Raw genomic sequence first — 15,885 nt, forward strand, 5'->3', positions numbered from 1 at the left:
ATGACCATCGCGAGCCCCGAGGGCCTCGTCCTGCCGTCCTACGCCGATGTCGAGACCGCCGCCGGGCGCATCCGCGGCGTCGCCCATCACACCCCGGCGCTGGCCTCGCGCACGGCAAACGAGCGCACTGGCGCCAATCTCGTCTTCAAGCCCGAGAACCTGCAGCGCATGGGCGCCTTCAAGTTCCGCGGCGGATACAACGCCATCGCGGCTCTCTCGCCCGCGCAGAAGAAGGCCGGCGTCGTCACCTTCTCGTCGGGCAACCACGCCCAGGCCATCGCCTATGCCGGCCGGCTTCTCGGCGTGCCCACGACGATCATCATGCCGCTCGACGCGCCGGCCGCGAAGGTCGCGGCGACGCGCGGCTACGGCGCCGAGATCATCACCTATGACCGTTATACGCAGGACCGGCTCGCCATCGGCGCCGAGCTGGCGCAGTCGCGCGGTCTCAGTCTGATCCCGCCTTATGACCATCCAGACGTCATCGCCGGACAGGGCACGGCGGCCAAGGAGCTGATCGAGGATGCCGGCCCGCTCGACATCCTGCTGGTCTGCCTCGGCGGTGGCGGGCTGCTCGCGGGCTGCGCGCTGGCCGCCAAGGCGCTGAACCCGACCTGCCGCGTCTTCGGCGTCGAGCCGGAGGCCGGCAATGACGGCCAGCAATCGCTGCGCTCGGGCAAGATCGTGAAGATCGCCGTCCCCAAGACCATCGCCGACGGTGCGCAGACGCCTTTCCTCGGCGATTATACCTTTCCGATCATCCAGGCCCTCGTCGAGGACATCGTCACCGTCAGCGATGAGGCGCTGGTCGCGGCGATGCGCTTCTTCGCCGAGCGGATGAAGCTCGTCGTCGAACCGACGGGCTGCCTCGCTGCGGCTGCCGCCTTCACCGGCGCGGTTCCGGTCGCAGGCAAGCGTGTCGGCGTGATCATCAGCGGCGGCAATGTCGATCTGGCGAGCTATGCCCGCTTCCTGACCCCCGAGGGCTGAAACGCGGCGAGCCACGCAGAATTCCGCGTCGAGCCGCAATTCCGCGTTGACGAGAACCGAGCTTGGCACTATACGCCACCCACTCGCGACGGCCCGCGAAAGCATCGGTCGTCGCTCACGCATTTCCATCAAGGTAGCGGTCGGATCCTGCCGGGCAGTTCGCCAGGCGTCCGGTCGTGATGAAGCAGACGAGGACGTATCCTATGGCCAATACGACGTCGGCCAAGAAGGCGACGCGCAAGATCGAGCGCCGCACCGAGGTCAACAAGGCGCGCCGTTCGCGGATGCGCACCTTCCTGCGCAAGGTCGAGGAGGCGATCGCCTCCGGCGACAAGGGCGCCGCCGCCGACGCTTTAAAGGCTGCTCAGCCGGAGATCATGCGTGCGGCCCAGAAGGGCATCGTTCACAAGAACACCGCCTCGCGGAAGGTCTCGCGCCTGGCGCATCGGATCGGCGCTCTCGCCTCCTGAACGCCGCCTGCGGGCAATCAATCGACGGTTTGAAAAGCCCGGCTTCCCGCCGGGCTTTTTTGTTGTCTGCGAGCCGGCTCGTTGCGCTTCTGCAACGGTCCCTGCGTCATCAAAATTCGACGCCCCAATCGCGATTCCACAACGTTTCCGAGCCTTTACAGGCTTGACTCCACTGAGGCTTTCAGGGCTGCAAATCGGCCATTCGGGCCGCCGTGACCGCGCAGTGAAAGCGCTTATTTTTCATGAGTTTAGCGGGCAAAGCATTTCTCCTCCGGGAATCGTGACGACTCCTGGGCACCGCGCCGCCCACCCCGAAAAAAAAGATTCGGGGGTCGCGCCATCTCTCCCTGGTAAAGAAAATGTTAAGTCCCACAGGCAATTGCGAGCCGGCTGCCTGCAGGTCGCGAAGCCTCTGCGGGGGGTGACTCAGGGGAGCCGGCGAAGCGGGATATTGCGGCCCTTCGAGAGCGCCCTGTAAGGTCTTTTTCAACGCCGGGCGGACAGCGATGACCAGCCGGGGTTTCCACAAGATTATCGGTTCTTGGCTCGCGACCTGGAGGTTGGAGGATGCGGCTCTTTGTCTTTTTCTAGCTGAGATGAAGTGCGGCTTCGTCCTGCGACGAGCCTTTCAAGCGTAATCGATCATATCGGACCGGGAAACCGGCGGACGGATCACGTTCGCGGGAGCCCTTGTCCTTTGACCGGACAGAACAGCTCCGGCCCGGCGGCCACTTTGTGGCCGTCGCGGTCAGGCGCGTAAATTTTGGAAGAAATGGGGCAAATGATGTTCGAGCGGCAGCAAATGGGCGAAGCGGTGGAGGTTGCGTCGGCGTCGATGGTGGCAGCGCTGGTGGAATCGCGACCGGCTGATTTCGACCCTGAGCCCGCGGGCGCGCTTCAGGCGTCGCCGGTGGAAGCCTGGGACCGCGTGCGGCGGCGTCTGCGGGCGGAGCTTGGCGAGGACGTGTTCTCGAGCTGGTTTGCCCGTGTCGAACTCGGCGACATCGTCGATGGCGTCGCCTACCTCACCGTGCCTACGCGCTTTCTGAAAAGCTGGCTCGAGGCGCATTATGCCGAGCGGCTGCGTGTCAACTGCATGGCTGAACTGCCTGCCCTCAATGGCGTCATGCTGTCGGTGCGCCAGGTGTCCCGCGACATGTCACAGCAGCCCCCGGCCGAGATCGTCGCCCTGCGCAGCCGGCCGTCGACCGTGACGCCTGCCGAGCCCAGGCCCGCCCAGGCAGGCCGTCAGGCAGAGCCCTGCGAACGGGATCTGGTCGATGCCTGCGGCACGCTGCTCGACCGCCGGATGAACTTCCAGGCCTTCATCGTCGGCAAGTCGAACCAGCTCGCCTTCGCCGCAGCCGAGCGCATCGCTGCGGCCCCGGCCGGCACCGCGCCCTACAACCCGCTCTACATCCATGCCGGCGTCGGGCTGGGCAAGACGCATCTGCTGCAGGCGATCGCGCAGGAGGCGCGCAGCCAGGGCAAGCGCGTCGCCTATTTCACCGCAGATCGCTTCATGTACGGCTTCGTCGCCGCGCTGAAGTCCCAAACGGCGCTGGCTTTCAAGGAAAAGCTGCGCGGCATCGATCTGCTCGTCGTCGACGACGTCCAGTTCATCCAGGGCAAGTCGATCCAGCAGGAATTCGGACACACGATCAACGCGCTGATCGACGCCGGCAAGCAGATCGTCGTCGCCGGCGACCGCATGGCCAATGATCTCGAAGCGCTCGACGAGCGCATCCGCTCGCGGCTGGGCGGCGGGCTCGTGGTCGAGGTCGGCGATCTCGACGAGGGGCTGCGGGGCAAGATCCTCGCCAACCGGCTGGACACGCTGCACGCGGCCCATCCGAATTTCCACGTCAACCCCGATGTCGTCACCTATGTCGCCCGCGTCGTCGCCACCAATGGTCGCGATCTGGATGGCGCCGCCAACCGCCTGCTCGCCCATGCGACGCTGTCGGGCCAGCCGGTCTCGCTGGAGACCGCAGAAGCCGCGATCCGCGATCTGGTGCGGACGCGCGAGCCACGCCGGGTGAAGATCGAGGACATCCAGAAACTGGTCGCGACCCGCTACAATGTCAGCCGCGCCGACATCCTCTCGGAGCGCCGCACCGCCGCCGTGGTCAAGCCGCGCCAGATCGCGATGTATCTGTCCAAGGCACTGACGCCGCGCTCCCTGCCCGAGATCGGCCGACGCTTCGGCGGGCGCGACCACACGACGGTGCTTCATGCCGTGCGCAAGATCGAAAAGGCGATCACCGAGGATCGTTCGCTGCATGACGAGGTCGATCTGCTGAAGCGCATGCTGCAGGAGTGAGGATCGACGCTGCTCCCGATGGGGGCGGCGCTTTTTTCGAGCCTGCGACGTTTGACGGTGCGACCTTTGACTGTGGGCGCAGGCAGCTGCTGCCCTTGCGCCTGCCGCCGGGCTCCGGCAATGTCGCGGGCCATCCCGCCGCCCGCGCATTCGCTCCGGGCGCCAGCACGCCAGAAGACTCAATCGCGATGAAGGTCACCGTCGAACGTTCCACCCTGCTGAAGTCGCTGGGCCATGTGCATCGCGTGGTCGAGCGCCGCAACACCATTCCGATCCTGTCGAATCTCCTGCTCAGCGGCACCGACTCCGGCTTGAAGCTCAAGGCGACCGACCTCGACATCGAGGTTGTGGAAACCGTTGCGGCCGATGTGGCGGAGCCCGGCGCCACGACCGTGCCGGCCCACACGCTCTACGACATCGTGCGCAAATTGCCCGACGGCGCCCAGGTCTCGCTCGAAACCACCGGCGAGACCGGGCTCGTGCTGCGCTCGGGCCGCTCGCGCTTCCAGCTCCAGACGCTGCCGGAGAGCGATTTCCCCGACATCACCGCGGGCGAAATGGCGCACAGCTTCAAGCTGCCAGCCGGCGAGTTCAAGCGCCTGATCGACAAGACCCAGTTCGCGATCTCGACCGAAGAGACGCGCTACTACCTCAACGGCATCTATCTCCACACCATCGACGTCGAAGGCCGCCCGGTCCTGCGCGCGGTCGCGACCGACGGCCATCGCCTGGCCCGCGTCGATACGGCCGCGCCTGTGGGTTCCGTCGGCATGCCCGGCGTCATCGTGCCCCGCAAGGCGGTGTCCGAGATCCAGAAGCTGCTGGAGGATGGCGAGAGCGAAGTCACGATCGAACTCTCCGCCACCAAGATCCGCGTCGCCACCGCCGATGTGGTGCTGACCTCCAAGCTGATCGACGGCACCTTCCCCGACTACCAGCGCGTCATTCCCTCGGGCAACGACAAGCGCCTGACCGTCGACAGGGGCGATTTCGCCGCATCCGTCGACCGCGTCTCGACCATCTCGTCGGAGCGTGGCCGGGCGGTGAAGCTGTCCATGGCCGATGGCCGGATGACGCTTTCGGTGACCAATCCCGATTCCGGCTCGGCGACCGAGGAGATCGAGGTCGATTACGACGCCAGCCCGCTCGATATCGGCTTCAACGCCCGCTATCTGATGGATATCGCCGCCCAGCTCGATGGCGACACCGCCCTGCTCAAGCTCGCGGATCCGGGCTCGCCGACGGTGATCCAGGACCGCGAGGGGGCCTCGGCGCTCTATGTGCTGATGCCGATGCGCGTCTAGGCGCAAAACGTGCCGTGGCCGCCGTCGCGCGCCTGATCCTGCAGGATTTCCGTTCTTACGAGGCTCTCGATCTGACGATCGGGGGCCACATCATTGCGTTGATCGGCGAGAACGGCGCCGGCAAGACCAATATCCTCGAAGCACTGTCGCTGTTCTCGCCCGGCCGGGGCCTGCGCCGGGCCGATCTGGCCGATCTGGCCCGCAAGGATGGAGACGGCGCGTTTGCCGCCTCGATCGCGCTCGGCGAGGACGGTTCGCGGCTCGGCGTGGGCCTGGGCCCCGCCGATGCAGAGGGCCGGCGCGCGCGGATCGCGCGGATCGACGGCGCGCCGGCGGGCTCGGCGCTCGCCTTCAGCGAGCATCTGCGTGTCGTCTGGCTGACGCCGGATCTCGACGGGCTGTTTCGCGGTTCAGCCGGAGACCGCCGCCGCTTCCTCGACCGGTTGGTTCTCGCCGTCGATCCGGTGCATGGCACGCGCTCCAACGCGTTGGAAAAGGCCCTGCGCTCGCGCAACCGCATCCTGGAGGAAAGCCCCAACCAGACTCAATGGCTCGACGCCATCGAGCGCGAGATCGCTGAGCTCGGCGTGGCCGTCGCTGCCGCGCGGGCCGAGACGGTGGCGCGTCTCTCGGCGATCATCACGGAGACGCGGGACGAGGGCTCTCCCTTCCCCCATGCCGGCATCGCGCTGTCGGGCGAGATCGACCTGCTCGTCTCGCGCGGGGCGGCAATCGACGCCGAGGACGGCTACCGAGCGCTGCTGCGCCAGGGCCGCGCCCGCGACCGGGCGGCGGGCCGCACCCTGACCGGTCCGCAGGCCTCGGACCTCGAGGTCCGTCACGGCCCCAAGGGCATTCCGGCCGGCCAGGGCTCGACCGGGGAGCAGAAGGCCCTGCTGATCGGGCTCGTCCTCGCCCATGCCAGGCTTGTCGCGGCCATGAGCGGCTTGAGCCCGCTGGTTCTGCTCGACGAGATCGCGGCCCATCTCGACCCGCGCCGACGCGCCGCGCTTTATGAGGGGCTGACCGCTCTGGGCTGCCAGGTCTGGATGACGGGGGCCGATCCGGCGTTGTTCTCCGAGCTTCCATCAGGGTCGCAGAGGCTGGCGGTCAGGCCGGGCCAGGTCGAAAGCCTCGATTGAGGTCCAGGACTGGCAATCCGCGGCGGCCTCGGGCAAACCCTCACCCATGCCGCATCCCGCCGAATCACACGCTCGCGCGATCCTCAAATCCGTCTTCGGCTATGATGATTTTCGCCCCGGCCAGTGGGAGGTGATCGAAGCCGCGCTCGCCGGGCAGGATGTCTTCGCGGTGATGCCGACGGGCTCCGGCAAATCGATGTGCTACCAGCTCCCGGCGCTGGTCGCAGGCGGGCTGACGCTGGTGGTCTCGCCGCTGATCGCGCTGATGCGCGACCAGGTCGGGCAGTTGACCCGGGCCGGCGTCGCCGCCGCCTCGCTGAATTCGATGAACAGCGAAAGCGAGGCGGCCGAGGCGTGGGACAGGCTGAATGCCGGCGATCTGCGCCTGCTGTTCGTCTCGCCCGAGCGTCTGGCCGGCGAAGGGCTGGTCTCGCGCCTGCGACGGCTCGGCGTGACAAGGCTGGCCATCGACGAGGCGCATTGCGTCTCGCAATGGGGCCATGACTTCCGGCCAGAATACCGGCTGCTGGCCAAGACGCGCGAGGCCTTGGGTGGCGTGCCGGTGACGGCGCTGACCGCGACCGCCGATCGGCAGACGCGCGACGACATCGCCCAGCAGCTTTTCCCCAACCCGCCGCATCTGGTGGTGCATTCCTTCGACCGGCCGAACCTGAAGCTGTCCTTCGCGCCGAAGGACCAGCCGCGGCGCCAGATCGACGAGTTCCTGCGCAGCCATCGCGGCGGCTCGGGCATCGTCTACTGCTCCTCGCGCAACCGCACCGAGAAACTGGCCGACGGACTGCGCGAGAAGGGCTGGAACGCCCTGCCCTATCATGCCGGGCTCGATCAAAGCGTGCGCAACCGCAACCAGGACATCTTCCTGCAGGAGGACGGCGTGGTCGTCTGCGCCACCATCGCCTTCGGCATGGGCATCAACAAGCCCGATGTCCGCTTCGTCGTCCATGCCGATATGCCAGGCTCGATCGAGAGCTATTACCAGGAGATCGGCCGTGCCGGCCGTGACGGGCTGAATGCGGATACGCTGACGCTCTACGGCATCGACGACATGTCCCTGCGCCGCCGCCAGATCGACGAGAAGGCGATCGACGACGAGCGCCGCCGCATCGAGCACAGGCGGCTCAACGCGATGATCGATCTCTGCGAATCGGCTTTGTGCCGGCGCAGCGCGCTGCTGGCCTATTTCGGCGAGGAGACGCCAAGCTGCCCGCACGGGAATGCGCCGATCCGCTGCGACCTCTGCGGCGCGGATGCGCCGGAGCTGGCGGACGCGACGCTCGATGCGCGCAAGCTGCTCTCGGCCGTCGCGCGCTCGGGCCAGCGCTTCGGGGCGGCCCATCTCGCCGACATCCTAACCGGCACCGCGACGGAGGCCATCCGTCGCCAGAACCATGACGGGCTGAAGACCTTCGGCGTCGGCCAGGACAAGCCCAAGAGCGCCTGGACGGCGCTGACCCGCAAGCTCTTCGCCGCCGGCGCGCTGGCCGAGGCCAGCGTCGAGCATGGCGGCTTCTGCCTGACGGAGAAGGGCGAGGACATTCTGTTCGGCCGCGAAACCATCGCGCTGCGTGCCGATCCCCATGTCGATCGCCGCATACGCCGGGCCGGGCGCGAGGCGGCGCGCGCTGACGGTCTCGACGAAGGCACCGCCGGCCTGTTCGAGCATCTGCGCCAGTTGCGCCTGTCGCTCGCCCGCGAGGAGGGTGTCGCGGCCTATATCATCTTCACCGACCGCACGCTGATCGCCATGGCGCGCGCGCGGCCCGGGGGGCTGGAGCAGATGCGGGCGATCGAGGGCGTCGGCGAGCGCAAGCTGACGCAATATGGCGAGGCGTTCCTGGAGGCGATCGCGGGGTTTGCGGGATAAGGGTTCAGGCCGCTTCCTGAACCTCGACCTCGAAGGTCTTGCCGATCGCCGCCATCGCCGCCTCGATCTGCTCCAGCCGGGACGCATGATCGAGGCGAAACAGCCGGTCGACCGATTCTCGTTTCCAACCCAACCGACGCGCCAGTTCGGCGCGCGTGATGCCCGCCGATCGAACGGCGCGATAAAGCTCGATCTTCAAGGTGGTCAGCATCGGCAAACGCACCAGGGTCCCAGCACGATCGGAAGGCGGTATCACCTCGCCATCCGCGATCATGCTCGCCAACGCCGTCTCGATCGCATCTTTAGCGTGATGCAGCGCGCGCTCGCGATCCTCGCCGAAGCTTGCGACCATCGGCAGGGAGGGGCAGGTCACGAGCAGGGTGTCATTGTCGTCGGGTGTCAGTTCGACATGATAAGTCAGCATCACTTCAACCCCAGTTGTTTCTTGATGGCGTTGACCAGGCCGGTGCCGAGTTCCTTGCGGCCGCCATGCATCGGGATCTCGGATTTGAACGGCCCGCGTCGTACGACGAGATGGCCAGATCCGCCTCGCTTCGTCTCGAAGGTGCAGCCCTGCGCCACCAGCCACTTCTTCAGCTCTTGCGCGTTCATCGAGCCTCACATCGGAACACTGTACCAAATTCAACATTAATGTTGAAGTCAACAGATGTGTGATTGCGTTCAGTACGCACCCACGCGCACGCACGCGTAGGCGCGTGAAAAAGCCGTCTTCACCCCCTATATTCGTGATACGAATCAAGACGATCGCGGGTGCCCGCGCGCCCGCCTAAGGACCACGACATGAACGACGCTGCCCGCGACCTTGAAGACGCCGCTTACGGCGCCGATTCCATCAAGGTTCTCAAAGGCCTGGATGCGGTGCGCAAGCGGCCGGGCATGTATATCGGCGACACCGACGACGGCTCCGGCCTGCACCACATGGTCTATGAGGTGGTCGACAACGCCATCGACGAGGCGCTCGCCGGCCATGCGGATCTCGTCACCGTGACGCTGAATGCCGAAGGTTCGGTCACCGTGACCGACAATGGACGCGGCATCCCCACCAATATCCACAGCGAGGAAGGCATCTCGGCGGCCGAGGTCATCATGACCCAGCTCCATGCCGGCGGTAAGTTCGACCAGAACTCCTACAAGGTCTCGGGCGGCCTGCACGGCGTCGGCGTGTCCGTCGTGAACGCGCTGTCGGTGTCGCTGAAGCTGCGGATCTGGCGCGGCGGAAACGAGCATTTCATGGAGTTTCGCCATGGCGATGCGGTCGCCCCGCTCGCCATCGTCGGTCCGGCCGGCGACAAGCGCGGTACGGAGGTGACCTTCACCCCGTCCCAAGAAACCTTCACGATGATCGAGTTCGACTACAAGACGCTCGAACATCGCCTGCGCGAGCTCGCCTTCCTCAATTCCGGCGTCCGCATCGTGCTGACCGATGCCCGTCGTGCCGAGGTGGTGCGCGAGGAGCTGATGTATGAGGGTGGCGTCGAGGCTTTCGTGCGCTATCTCGACCGCGCCAAGACCTCGGTCATCGCCCAGCCGATCATGCTCAGCAACGAGAAGGACGGCATCACCGTCGATGTCGCGCTGTGGTGGAACGACAGCTACCACGAGAACGTGCTCTGCTTCACCAACAACATCCCGCAGCGCGACGGCGGCACCCATCTCGCCGGCTTCCGCGCGGCGCTGACCCGCCAGGTCACCGGCTATGCCGAGAGCTCGGGCATCACCAAGAAGGAAAAGGTCTCGCTCACCGGCGACGATTGCCGCGAGGGCCTGACCGCGATCGTCTCGGTCAAGGTTCCCGATCCGAAATTCTCCTCGCAGACCAAGGACAAGCTGGTCTCCTCGGAGGTGCGCCCCGTCGTCGAGAACGTGGTCAACCAGGCGCTGTCGACCTGGCTCGAGGAACACCCCAACGAGGCCAAGACGATCGTCGGCAAGGTCGCGGAGGCCGCCGCCGCCCGCGAGGCCGCCCGCAAGGCGCGCGATCTCACCCGCCGCAAGGGCGCACTCGACATCGCCTCGCTGCCGGGCAAGCTGGCGGACTGCCAGGAGAGGGACCCGGCCAAGTCCGAGCTCTTCATCGTCGAGGGCGACTCGGCTGGCGGCTCGGCCAAGCAGGGCCGCGCCCGCGAATACCAGGCCGTGCTGCCGCTGCGCGGCAAGATCCTCAATGTCGAGCGCGCACGCTTCGACAAGATGCTCTCCTCCGAGCAGGTCGGCACGCTGATCACGGCGCTCGGCGCCGGCATCGGCCGCGAGGAGTTCAACATCGAGAAGCTGCGCTACCACAAGATCATCATCATGACCGACGCGGACGTGGACGGCTCCCACATCCGCACCCTTCTGCTGACCTTCTTCTACCGGCAGATGCCGGAGGTGATCGAGCGCGGGCACCTCTTCATCGCCCAGCCTCCGCTCTACAAGGCGGCGCGCGGCAAGAGCCATGTCTATCTCAAGGACGAGCGCGCGCTGGAGGACTATCTCGTTGAGACCGCGCTGGACGGCGCCGTCTTCAAGACCAATGGCGGCGTCGAGCGCGGCGGCTCGGATCTGCGCGCCCTGATCGAGGAGGCGCGCGGCGTCCGGTTCACGCTCGGCCAGCTCCATTCACGCTATGACCGCCGCGTCGTCGAGCAGATGGCGATCGCAGGCGCGCTGCGTCCCGTGTCCGAGGAGAACGAGCAGCAGGCCAACGAGGCCGCGGCCAAGGTCGCCGCACGCCTCGATGCGATCTCGGACGAACTCGAGCGCGGCTGGGAAGGCAAGGCGAGCGAGGGCGGGTTCCTGTTCTCGCGCATGGTGCGCGGCGTGAAGCAGGTCGCGGCCATCGATGTCGGATTGCTCGCCAGCGCCGAGGCCCGCAAGCTGGATGCAGCCGCGACATCCCTGCAGGAGGCCTATTCCAAGCCGGGCGTGCTCAGCCGCAAGGGCGACGACCAGGCGGTCAACGGCCCGACCGACCTGTTCGATGCGGTGACGGCCATCGGCAAGAAGGGCGTCTCGCTGCAGCGCTACAAAGGCCTCGGCGAGATGAACCCCGACCAGCTCTGGGAAACCACGCTCGACCGCGACGTCCGCTCGCTGCTGCGGGTCAAGAACGACCAGAACGACGAGGCCGACGATCTCTTCGTCAAGCTGATGGGCGACGTGGTCGAACCGCGCCGCGAATTCATCCAGAGCAACGCGCTGAACGCGACCGTCGATACGTGAGGGGTGATGCCTTCAGGATGACGCCGACGCTTCACGACGCAAACAGGGACACCTCTCATGCGATTGCTCGTGGTGGGAGCCGGCGCGACCGGCGGCTATTTCGGCGCGAGGCTGGCTGCGGCCGGGCGTGACGTCACCTTCCTGCTGCGGCCGGGCCGGGCCGCGCAGATCCGGGCCGATGGCCTGCGCATCGTCAGCCCGCATGGTGACCTGACGATGGCGCCGGAGATCGTCGAGACCGGCAAGCTCTCCGGCCACTACGATGCGATCCTGCTCAGCGTGAAGGCGTTCTCGCTTGCGCCCGCGCTGGAGGATCTTGCCCCGGCGGTCGGCCCCGACACCATGATCATGCCCGTGCTGAACGGCATGAAGCATGTCGATGCGCTGAAGCGCCGCTTCGGCAGCAAGGCGATCATCGGTGGCGTCTGCCGGATCGCCGGGACGATCGATGCGCAGGGGCGGATCGTCCAGCTCTCCCCCATGCAGAGCCTGACCTATGGCGAGTTCGACGGTACGGCGAGTGCGCGCATGCAGGCTCTCGACGCCTTGATGCAGGGCGCGGGCTTCGAGGCGCGGCTGTCGGCCGCGATCGAGCGCGAGATGTGGGAGAAATGGCTGTTCCTGGCCTCGCTGTGTGCCATCACCTGCCTCATGCGCGGCACGATCGGCGAGGTCGTGGCGGCACCGGGAGGTCTTGCGGTCGCCAACGGCCTGCTCGACGAGATTCTGGCGATCATCCGCGCCGCCGGGGTGCCTCCCGGCGAGGCGGCTGTCGCGGGCGCTCGCAGCATGCTGACGGCCGAGGGCTCGAACCTGACGCCCTCGCTCTACCGCGATCTCCAGAACGGCTCGTCGATCGAGGCCGACCAGATCATCGGAGATTTGCTGGTGCGCGGCGAGGCTGCCGGTGTCGCGGCCCCGCTGCTCGCCGCGGTCTATGCGCAGATGTCGATCTATCAGGCACGGCTGACCGCCGCCTGATGGTGGAAAACCTGACGCCGTGTCCGGCGTCAGGTCGCATCCGCTCGGTCACGCCGCGCGGCGATGGCTGCCGTGCTGCTGGTAGGACGACGACGCCCCCGCGCCCTCCTGACCTGTCCTGAAGGCTGCGACGAGGTCGTTGAGCTGCCCGATGCGGGAGGAGAGCGAGGCGGCCGAGGCTGCGCTCTGCTCGGAGAGTGCGGCGTTTTGCTGGGTCATCTCGTCGAGATGGGCCACAGCCTGGCTCATCTCGTCGATGCCGTTGGCCTGTTCGCCGGACGCCGCCGAGATGTCGGCGATGGTGGCGGCGACCTTGCGCGAGGAGGCCAGGATCTGGCTCAGCTGCTCGCCGGCCTGGCGCACCAGCTTGACGCCCTCGCCGACCTCCAGGTTCGACGACGAGATCAGGCCCGAGATGTCCTTGGCGGCGGCGCTGGAGCGCTGCGCCAGCGTCCGCACCTCCGAGGCCACGACGGCGAAGCCCTTGCCGGCGTCGCCCGCACGCGCCGCTTCCACCGCCGCGTTCAGCGCCAGCAGGTTGGTCTGGAAGGCGATGTCGTCGATGACACGGATGATGTCGGAGATCTTCTGCGAGGCGCTCTCGATGCGCGCCATGGCCTCGACAGCCTGGCCGGCGATGGCGCCGCCGCTTTGCGCGGCCTGCATCGCCTCGTTGGCGATGGCGGCTGCGTCCTTCGAGGCCTGAGCCGAGGCCTTGACCGAGGCTGCGAGCTCTTCGGTCGTGGCGGCGGTCTCCTCCAGCGAGGAGGCCTGCTCCTCGGTGCGCTTCGACAAATCGTCGGCACCCATGTTGATCTCGCGCGCGGCGAGCCCGACATCGGCCGAGGTCACCTGGATCGTGCGCACCGTCGCGGACAGACGATCGACCGTGTCGTTGATCGCGCCCTTCAACTCCGCGAACTTGCCGCGATAGGCGGCCTCGACCCGCACCGTCAGGTCGCCCTCGGCTACCGCCGACAGCGCCCGGGCGAACTCGCTCGTCGCCGAATCCACCACCGCGTTGATCTCGTTGATGCCCATCACCAGATCGCCGAGCGCACCGCCGACATCGCCGACCGAGGCCTGGCCGGAGAAATCGCCGTTCTGGGCGGCGGCGACGATGGTCGCGACCTCCGCCAGCAATGTCTGGACATTGGCCGCCTGCTCGCTGTCGGCCAGCATGGCGAGTTCGCGGTCGCGCCGGTTCGCCTCGAGGGACAGGGCGTTTTCGCGATAGGCCTCGAGCGCGCCGCTCAGGGCGCCGATCTCGTCAGGCGAGGCGGGGGCCGGGATCTGCTGGGAGAAATCGCCGGCCTGCATCACATCGAGAGCCGACTTCAACGCGACGACGGGCTTGGCGATGCGGCGCTGCATGCCGCGCCAGCTCGTCACGCAGACCGCCAGCAGCACGGCCAGCAGCGCGCCGATCACCGACAAGCCGATCGAGGCCTGGCTGAGCTTCGACTGCGTCGATGCCGCCATGTCGTCCAGCGATTGCTCGACGGCACTGACGATCGCCGTGAACGGCGCATTGCACTGTTTCGTCCACTCTTCTGCCGAAATCACCGGACCGGCGCCCTGGCCGAGGCGGCCGATCAGCTCGTCCATGAAACGGTTCGCCGCCTGAACCTCAGTGGCAGCCACGCCGACCTTGCGCACCAGTTCGGCGCCGACGCCGGGACGCGCGCTGAGTTGCTGCAACTGAGACACGCCGGCGCTCGAGGCTCCGCGCAGTTCGCCGAGCGCCCGCAACTGGGTGGTTTCGAGCGCCTTGCCGGAGCCCAGCGCCGGACGAAGCACCGAGCATTGAGAACCGTAGCTGGACCGCACGCGCCAGCCGGCCGCCTTGAACGCCTGCAGATCGGCGAGCACGGGATCGGCCAGCCGCACGGCATTGGACGTGGCGTCCGAGGCCTTGACGATTGCGGTCTCGATCTCGCCCACGCCGTTGTACCAGGGCATCGTCGCGGCCAGGCTGCGCTGGGCTTTCGGCTTGCCGGCCTCAGCATGGATGTCGGCCAGCTTGGTCGCGGTCGCCTTCTCCTGACGGACGATGCCGTCGATCAGCGTCTCGCGGTCAGCGAGATCGGTCGCCCTCAACCGCGCCACGGCATTGGCCAGCTCGGTCTTGCTGGCCTGCTCGACCTTCTGAATGATCGGCTTCGGATCGTCCATGGCCTGGATCGCGGTTTGCGCCTGGCCACGGTTGCTTCGGATGAGGTTGCCGGCCAGCAGCAGCGCACGGTCGGCCTCGACGAGCTCGGTCAAGCGCATATTGGTGCGGACATCCGCCAAGGACTGGGTCGCCATATAGGCCAGCGCCCCGACGCCGGGGATGCAGAGGCATGCCATCGTCGCGACGAGGTAGTTCTTGATCGAGGCGGGGAAGAGCTGCACCGGCACCATCCTGGTCAACACGGCATGGGCGCACAGTCTTCGATGATGCGGCCCGGCCGAAGAATTCTGACCACAGTATGCAGCTCGATGATTAATATTCCCTCTTTGTCGGGCAGTGAGCGGTAACCCTACCGCCAGGTTTCAAGGATGCCCTCTTCAGCCCGCGCCGAAGACCGACCAGCCCGTCGCCTCGGCGACCCGTTCCAGCGCCAGGGTGCCGATCTTCGAGTTGCCGCTGGTGTTGAGGCCGGGCGACCAGACCGCGATCGAAGCCCTGCCGGGCGCGATCGCCAGGATACCACCGCCGACCCCGGACTTGCCAGGCAAGCCGACGCGAAAGGCGAAATCACCCGAGGCGTCGTAATGACCGCAGGTCAGCATCAGGGCGTTGATCCTGCGTGCGCGCAGGGCCGAGACGACGCGAGCGCCGGCCCGACCATGGCGTCCGCCATGCATCAGGAAACGGCCGGCCATGGCGAGCTGCCGGCAATTCATCGCGATGGCGCATTGATGGAAATAGACGCCAAGCGTCAGCTCCGGCGCATGTCTGATATTGCCGAAGGCCTTCATGTAATTGGCCAGCGCGATGTTGCGGAAACCGGTCGCCTGCTCGGCGCGCGCGACCGCCTCGTCGATGGCGATGGTGTCGTCGTCGGCGAGATAGCGCACGAAGCGCAGCAGCTCACCGATCGCCACGCGCGGCTCGTGCCCGCCGAGATTGACGTCCGCGACGACGAGCGCGCCGGCATTGATGAAGGGGTTGCGCGGAATGCCCTGCTCGCGCTCGAGCTGGACGATGGAATTGAACGCCGTGCCCGAAGGCTCGCGCCCGATGCGGTTCCAGAGCGCCTCGCCGACCTTGCCGAGCGCCTGCGTCAGCGCAAACACCTTCGAGATGCTCTGGATCGAGAAGGGTTCGAGCGCGTCGCCGGCCATGTGGACGGTCCCATCCGCCGTCACGATGCACAGACCGAAATGGCGCGGATCGATCGCAGCCAGCGGCGGAATATAGGTCGCGACCTCGCCGCGCTCGGGCAGGGCCGCCATCTCGTCTGCGATGTCGGCGACAAGCCGCGCAATGTCGGTCACGCTGTCTCTCACCCCACGGCAGCAGCCAAAACCAAGCCCGAGCGCTTCACGCCGGTCAAGCGCGGCTCAGCCAAGGCCT

The 15,885-nt window shown here is 66.9% G+C and carries 12 protein-coding genes; 8 read left to right on the forward strand and 4 right to left on the reverse strand.

Annotated elements, in window-relative coordinates; all coding sequences use genetic code 11:
* The 6 genes from AE618_RS17610 (at position 1) to recQ (ending at position 8,114) form a co-directional block, all read left to right on the forward strand.
* Positions 1-990, forward strand: a complete 990-nt coding sequence (locus AE618_RS17610; protein WP_054210510.1) for a threo-3-hydroxy-L-aspartate ammonia-lyase — start codon at positions 1-3, stop codon at positions 988-990.
* 203 nt (positions 991-1,193) lie between these two features.
* Entirely contained in the window at positions 1,194-1,460 is a 267-nt protein-coding gene (gene rpsT / locus AE618_RS17615; RefSeq protein WP_054210349.1) for a 30S ribosomal protein S20, read from the forward strand.
* A gap of 781 nt (positions 1,461-2,241) precedes the next feature.
* Positions 2,242-3,783: a chromosomal replication initiator protein DnaA gene (gene dnaA, locus AE618_RS17620; protein WP_248310922.1), complete on the forward strand. Its 1,542-nt coding sequence runs from the start codon at positions 2,242-2,244 to the stop codon at positions 3,781-3,783.
* A 188-nt stretch (positions 3,784-3,971) separates the two neighbouring features.
* Positions 3,972-5,087: a DNA polymerase III subunit beta gene (gene dnaN / locus AE618_RS17625; RefSeq protein ID WP_054210512.1), complete on the forward strand. Its 1,116-nt coding sequence runs from the start codon at positions 3,972-3,974 to the stop codon at positions 5,085-5,087.
* Between the two features lie 14 nt (positions 5,088-5,101).
* Positions 5,102-6,229, forward strand: coding sequence for a DNA replication/repair protein RecF (recF, locus tag AE618_RS17630; protein WP_054210350.1), 1,128 nt, complete (start codon positions 5,102-5,104; stop codon positions 6,227-6,229).
* Between the two features lie 46 nt (positions 6,230-6,275).
* Positions 6,276-8,114, forward strand: coding sequence for a DNA helicase RecQ (gene recQ, locus AE618_RS17635; protein WP_054210351.1), 1,839 nt, complete (start codon positions 6,276-6,278; stop codon positions 8,112-8,114).
* Positions 8,115-8,118: 4 nt separating this feature from the next.
* Here the strand turns inward: recQ and AE618_RS17640 are convergent, their stop codons facing one another.
* Together AE618_RS17640 and AE618_RS17645 are read right to left on the reverse strand one after the other, a co-directional pair.
* On the reverse strand, positions 8,119-8,538 hold the full coding sequence (locus AE618_RS17640) for a type II toxin-antitoxin system HicB family antitoxin (RefSeq protein WP_054210352.1): 420 nt from the start codon (positions 8,536-8,538) through the stop codon (positions 8,119-8,121).
* Positions 8,538-8,726, reverse strand: a complete 189-nt coding sequence (locus tag AE618_RS17645; protein ID WP_054210353.1) for a type II toxin-antitoxin system HicA family toxin — start codon at positions 8,724-8,726, stop codon at positions 8,538-8,540. Before AE618_RS17645 ends, AE618_RS17640 begins: the two co-directional genes overlap by 1 nt.
* Positions 8,727-8,915: 189 nt before the next feature.
* On the opposite strand from AE618_RS17645, the gene gyrB reads away from it, so the two are divergent.
* Together gyrB and panE are read left to right on the forward strand one after the other, a co-directional pair.
* Positions 8,916-11,339 carry a DNA topoisomerase (ATP-hydrolyzing) subunit B gene (gyrB, locus tag AE618_RS17650; protein ID WP_054210354.1) on the forward strand — a complete coding sequence of 808 codons (2,424 nt, stop codon included), beginning with the start codon at positions 8,916-8,918 and terminating at the stop codon, positions 11,337-11,339.
* Between the two features lie 57 nt (positions 11,340-11,396).
* The gene (gene panE / locus AE618_RS17655; protein ID WP_054210355.1) at positions 11,397-12,320 is read left to right on the forward strand and encodes a 2-dehydropantoate 2-reductase; all 924 of its coding nucleotides are present in this window, start codon (positions 11,397-11,399) and stop codon (positions 12,318-12,320) included.
* A 48-nt stretch (positions 12,321-12,368) separates the two neighbouring features.
* Here the strand turns inward: panE and AE618_RS17660 are convergent, their stop codons facing one another.
* Together AE618_RS17660 and AE618_RS17665 are read right to left on the reverse strand one after the other, a co-directional pair.
* A complete protein-coding gene (locus AE618_RS17660; RefSeq protein WP_197280811.1) occupies positions 12,369-14,717 on the reverse strand; it encodes a methyl-accepting chemotaxis protein in 2,349 nt (782 codons plus the stop codon).
* Positions 14,718-14,873: 156 nt separating this feature from the next.
* A complete protein-coding gene (locus AE618_RS17665) occupies positions 14,874-15,806 on the reverse strand; it encodes a glutaminase (protein ID WP_082365365.1) in 933 nt (310 codons plus the stop codon).
* Positions 15,807-15,885 lie beyond the last annotated feature (79 nt).

The sequence above is a fragment of the Allobosea vaviloviae genome, assembly GCF_001298265.1.
GTDB classification, from domain to species: Bacteria; Pseudomonadota; Alphaproteobacteria; order Rhizobiales; family Beijerinckiaceae; genus Allobosea; species Allobosea vaviloviae_B.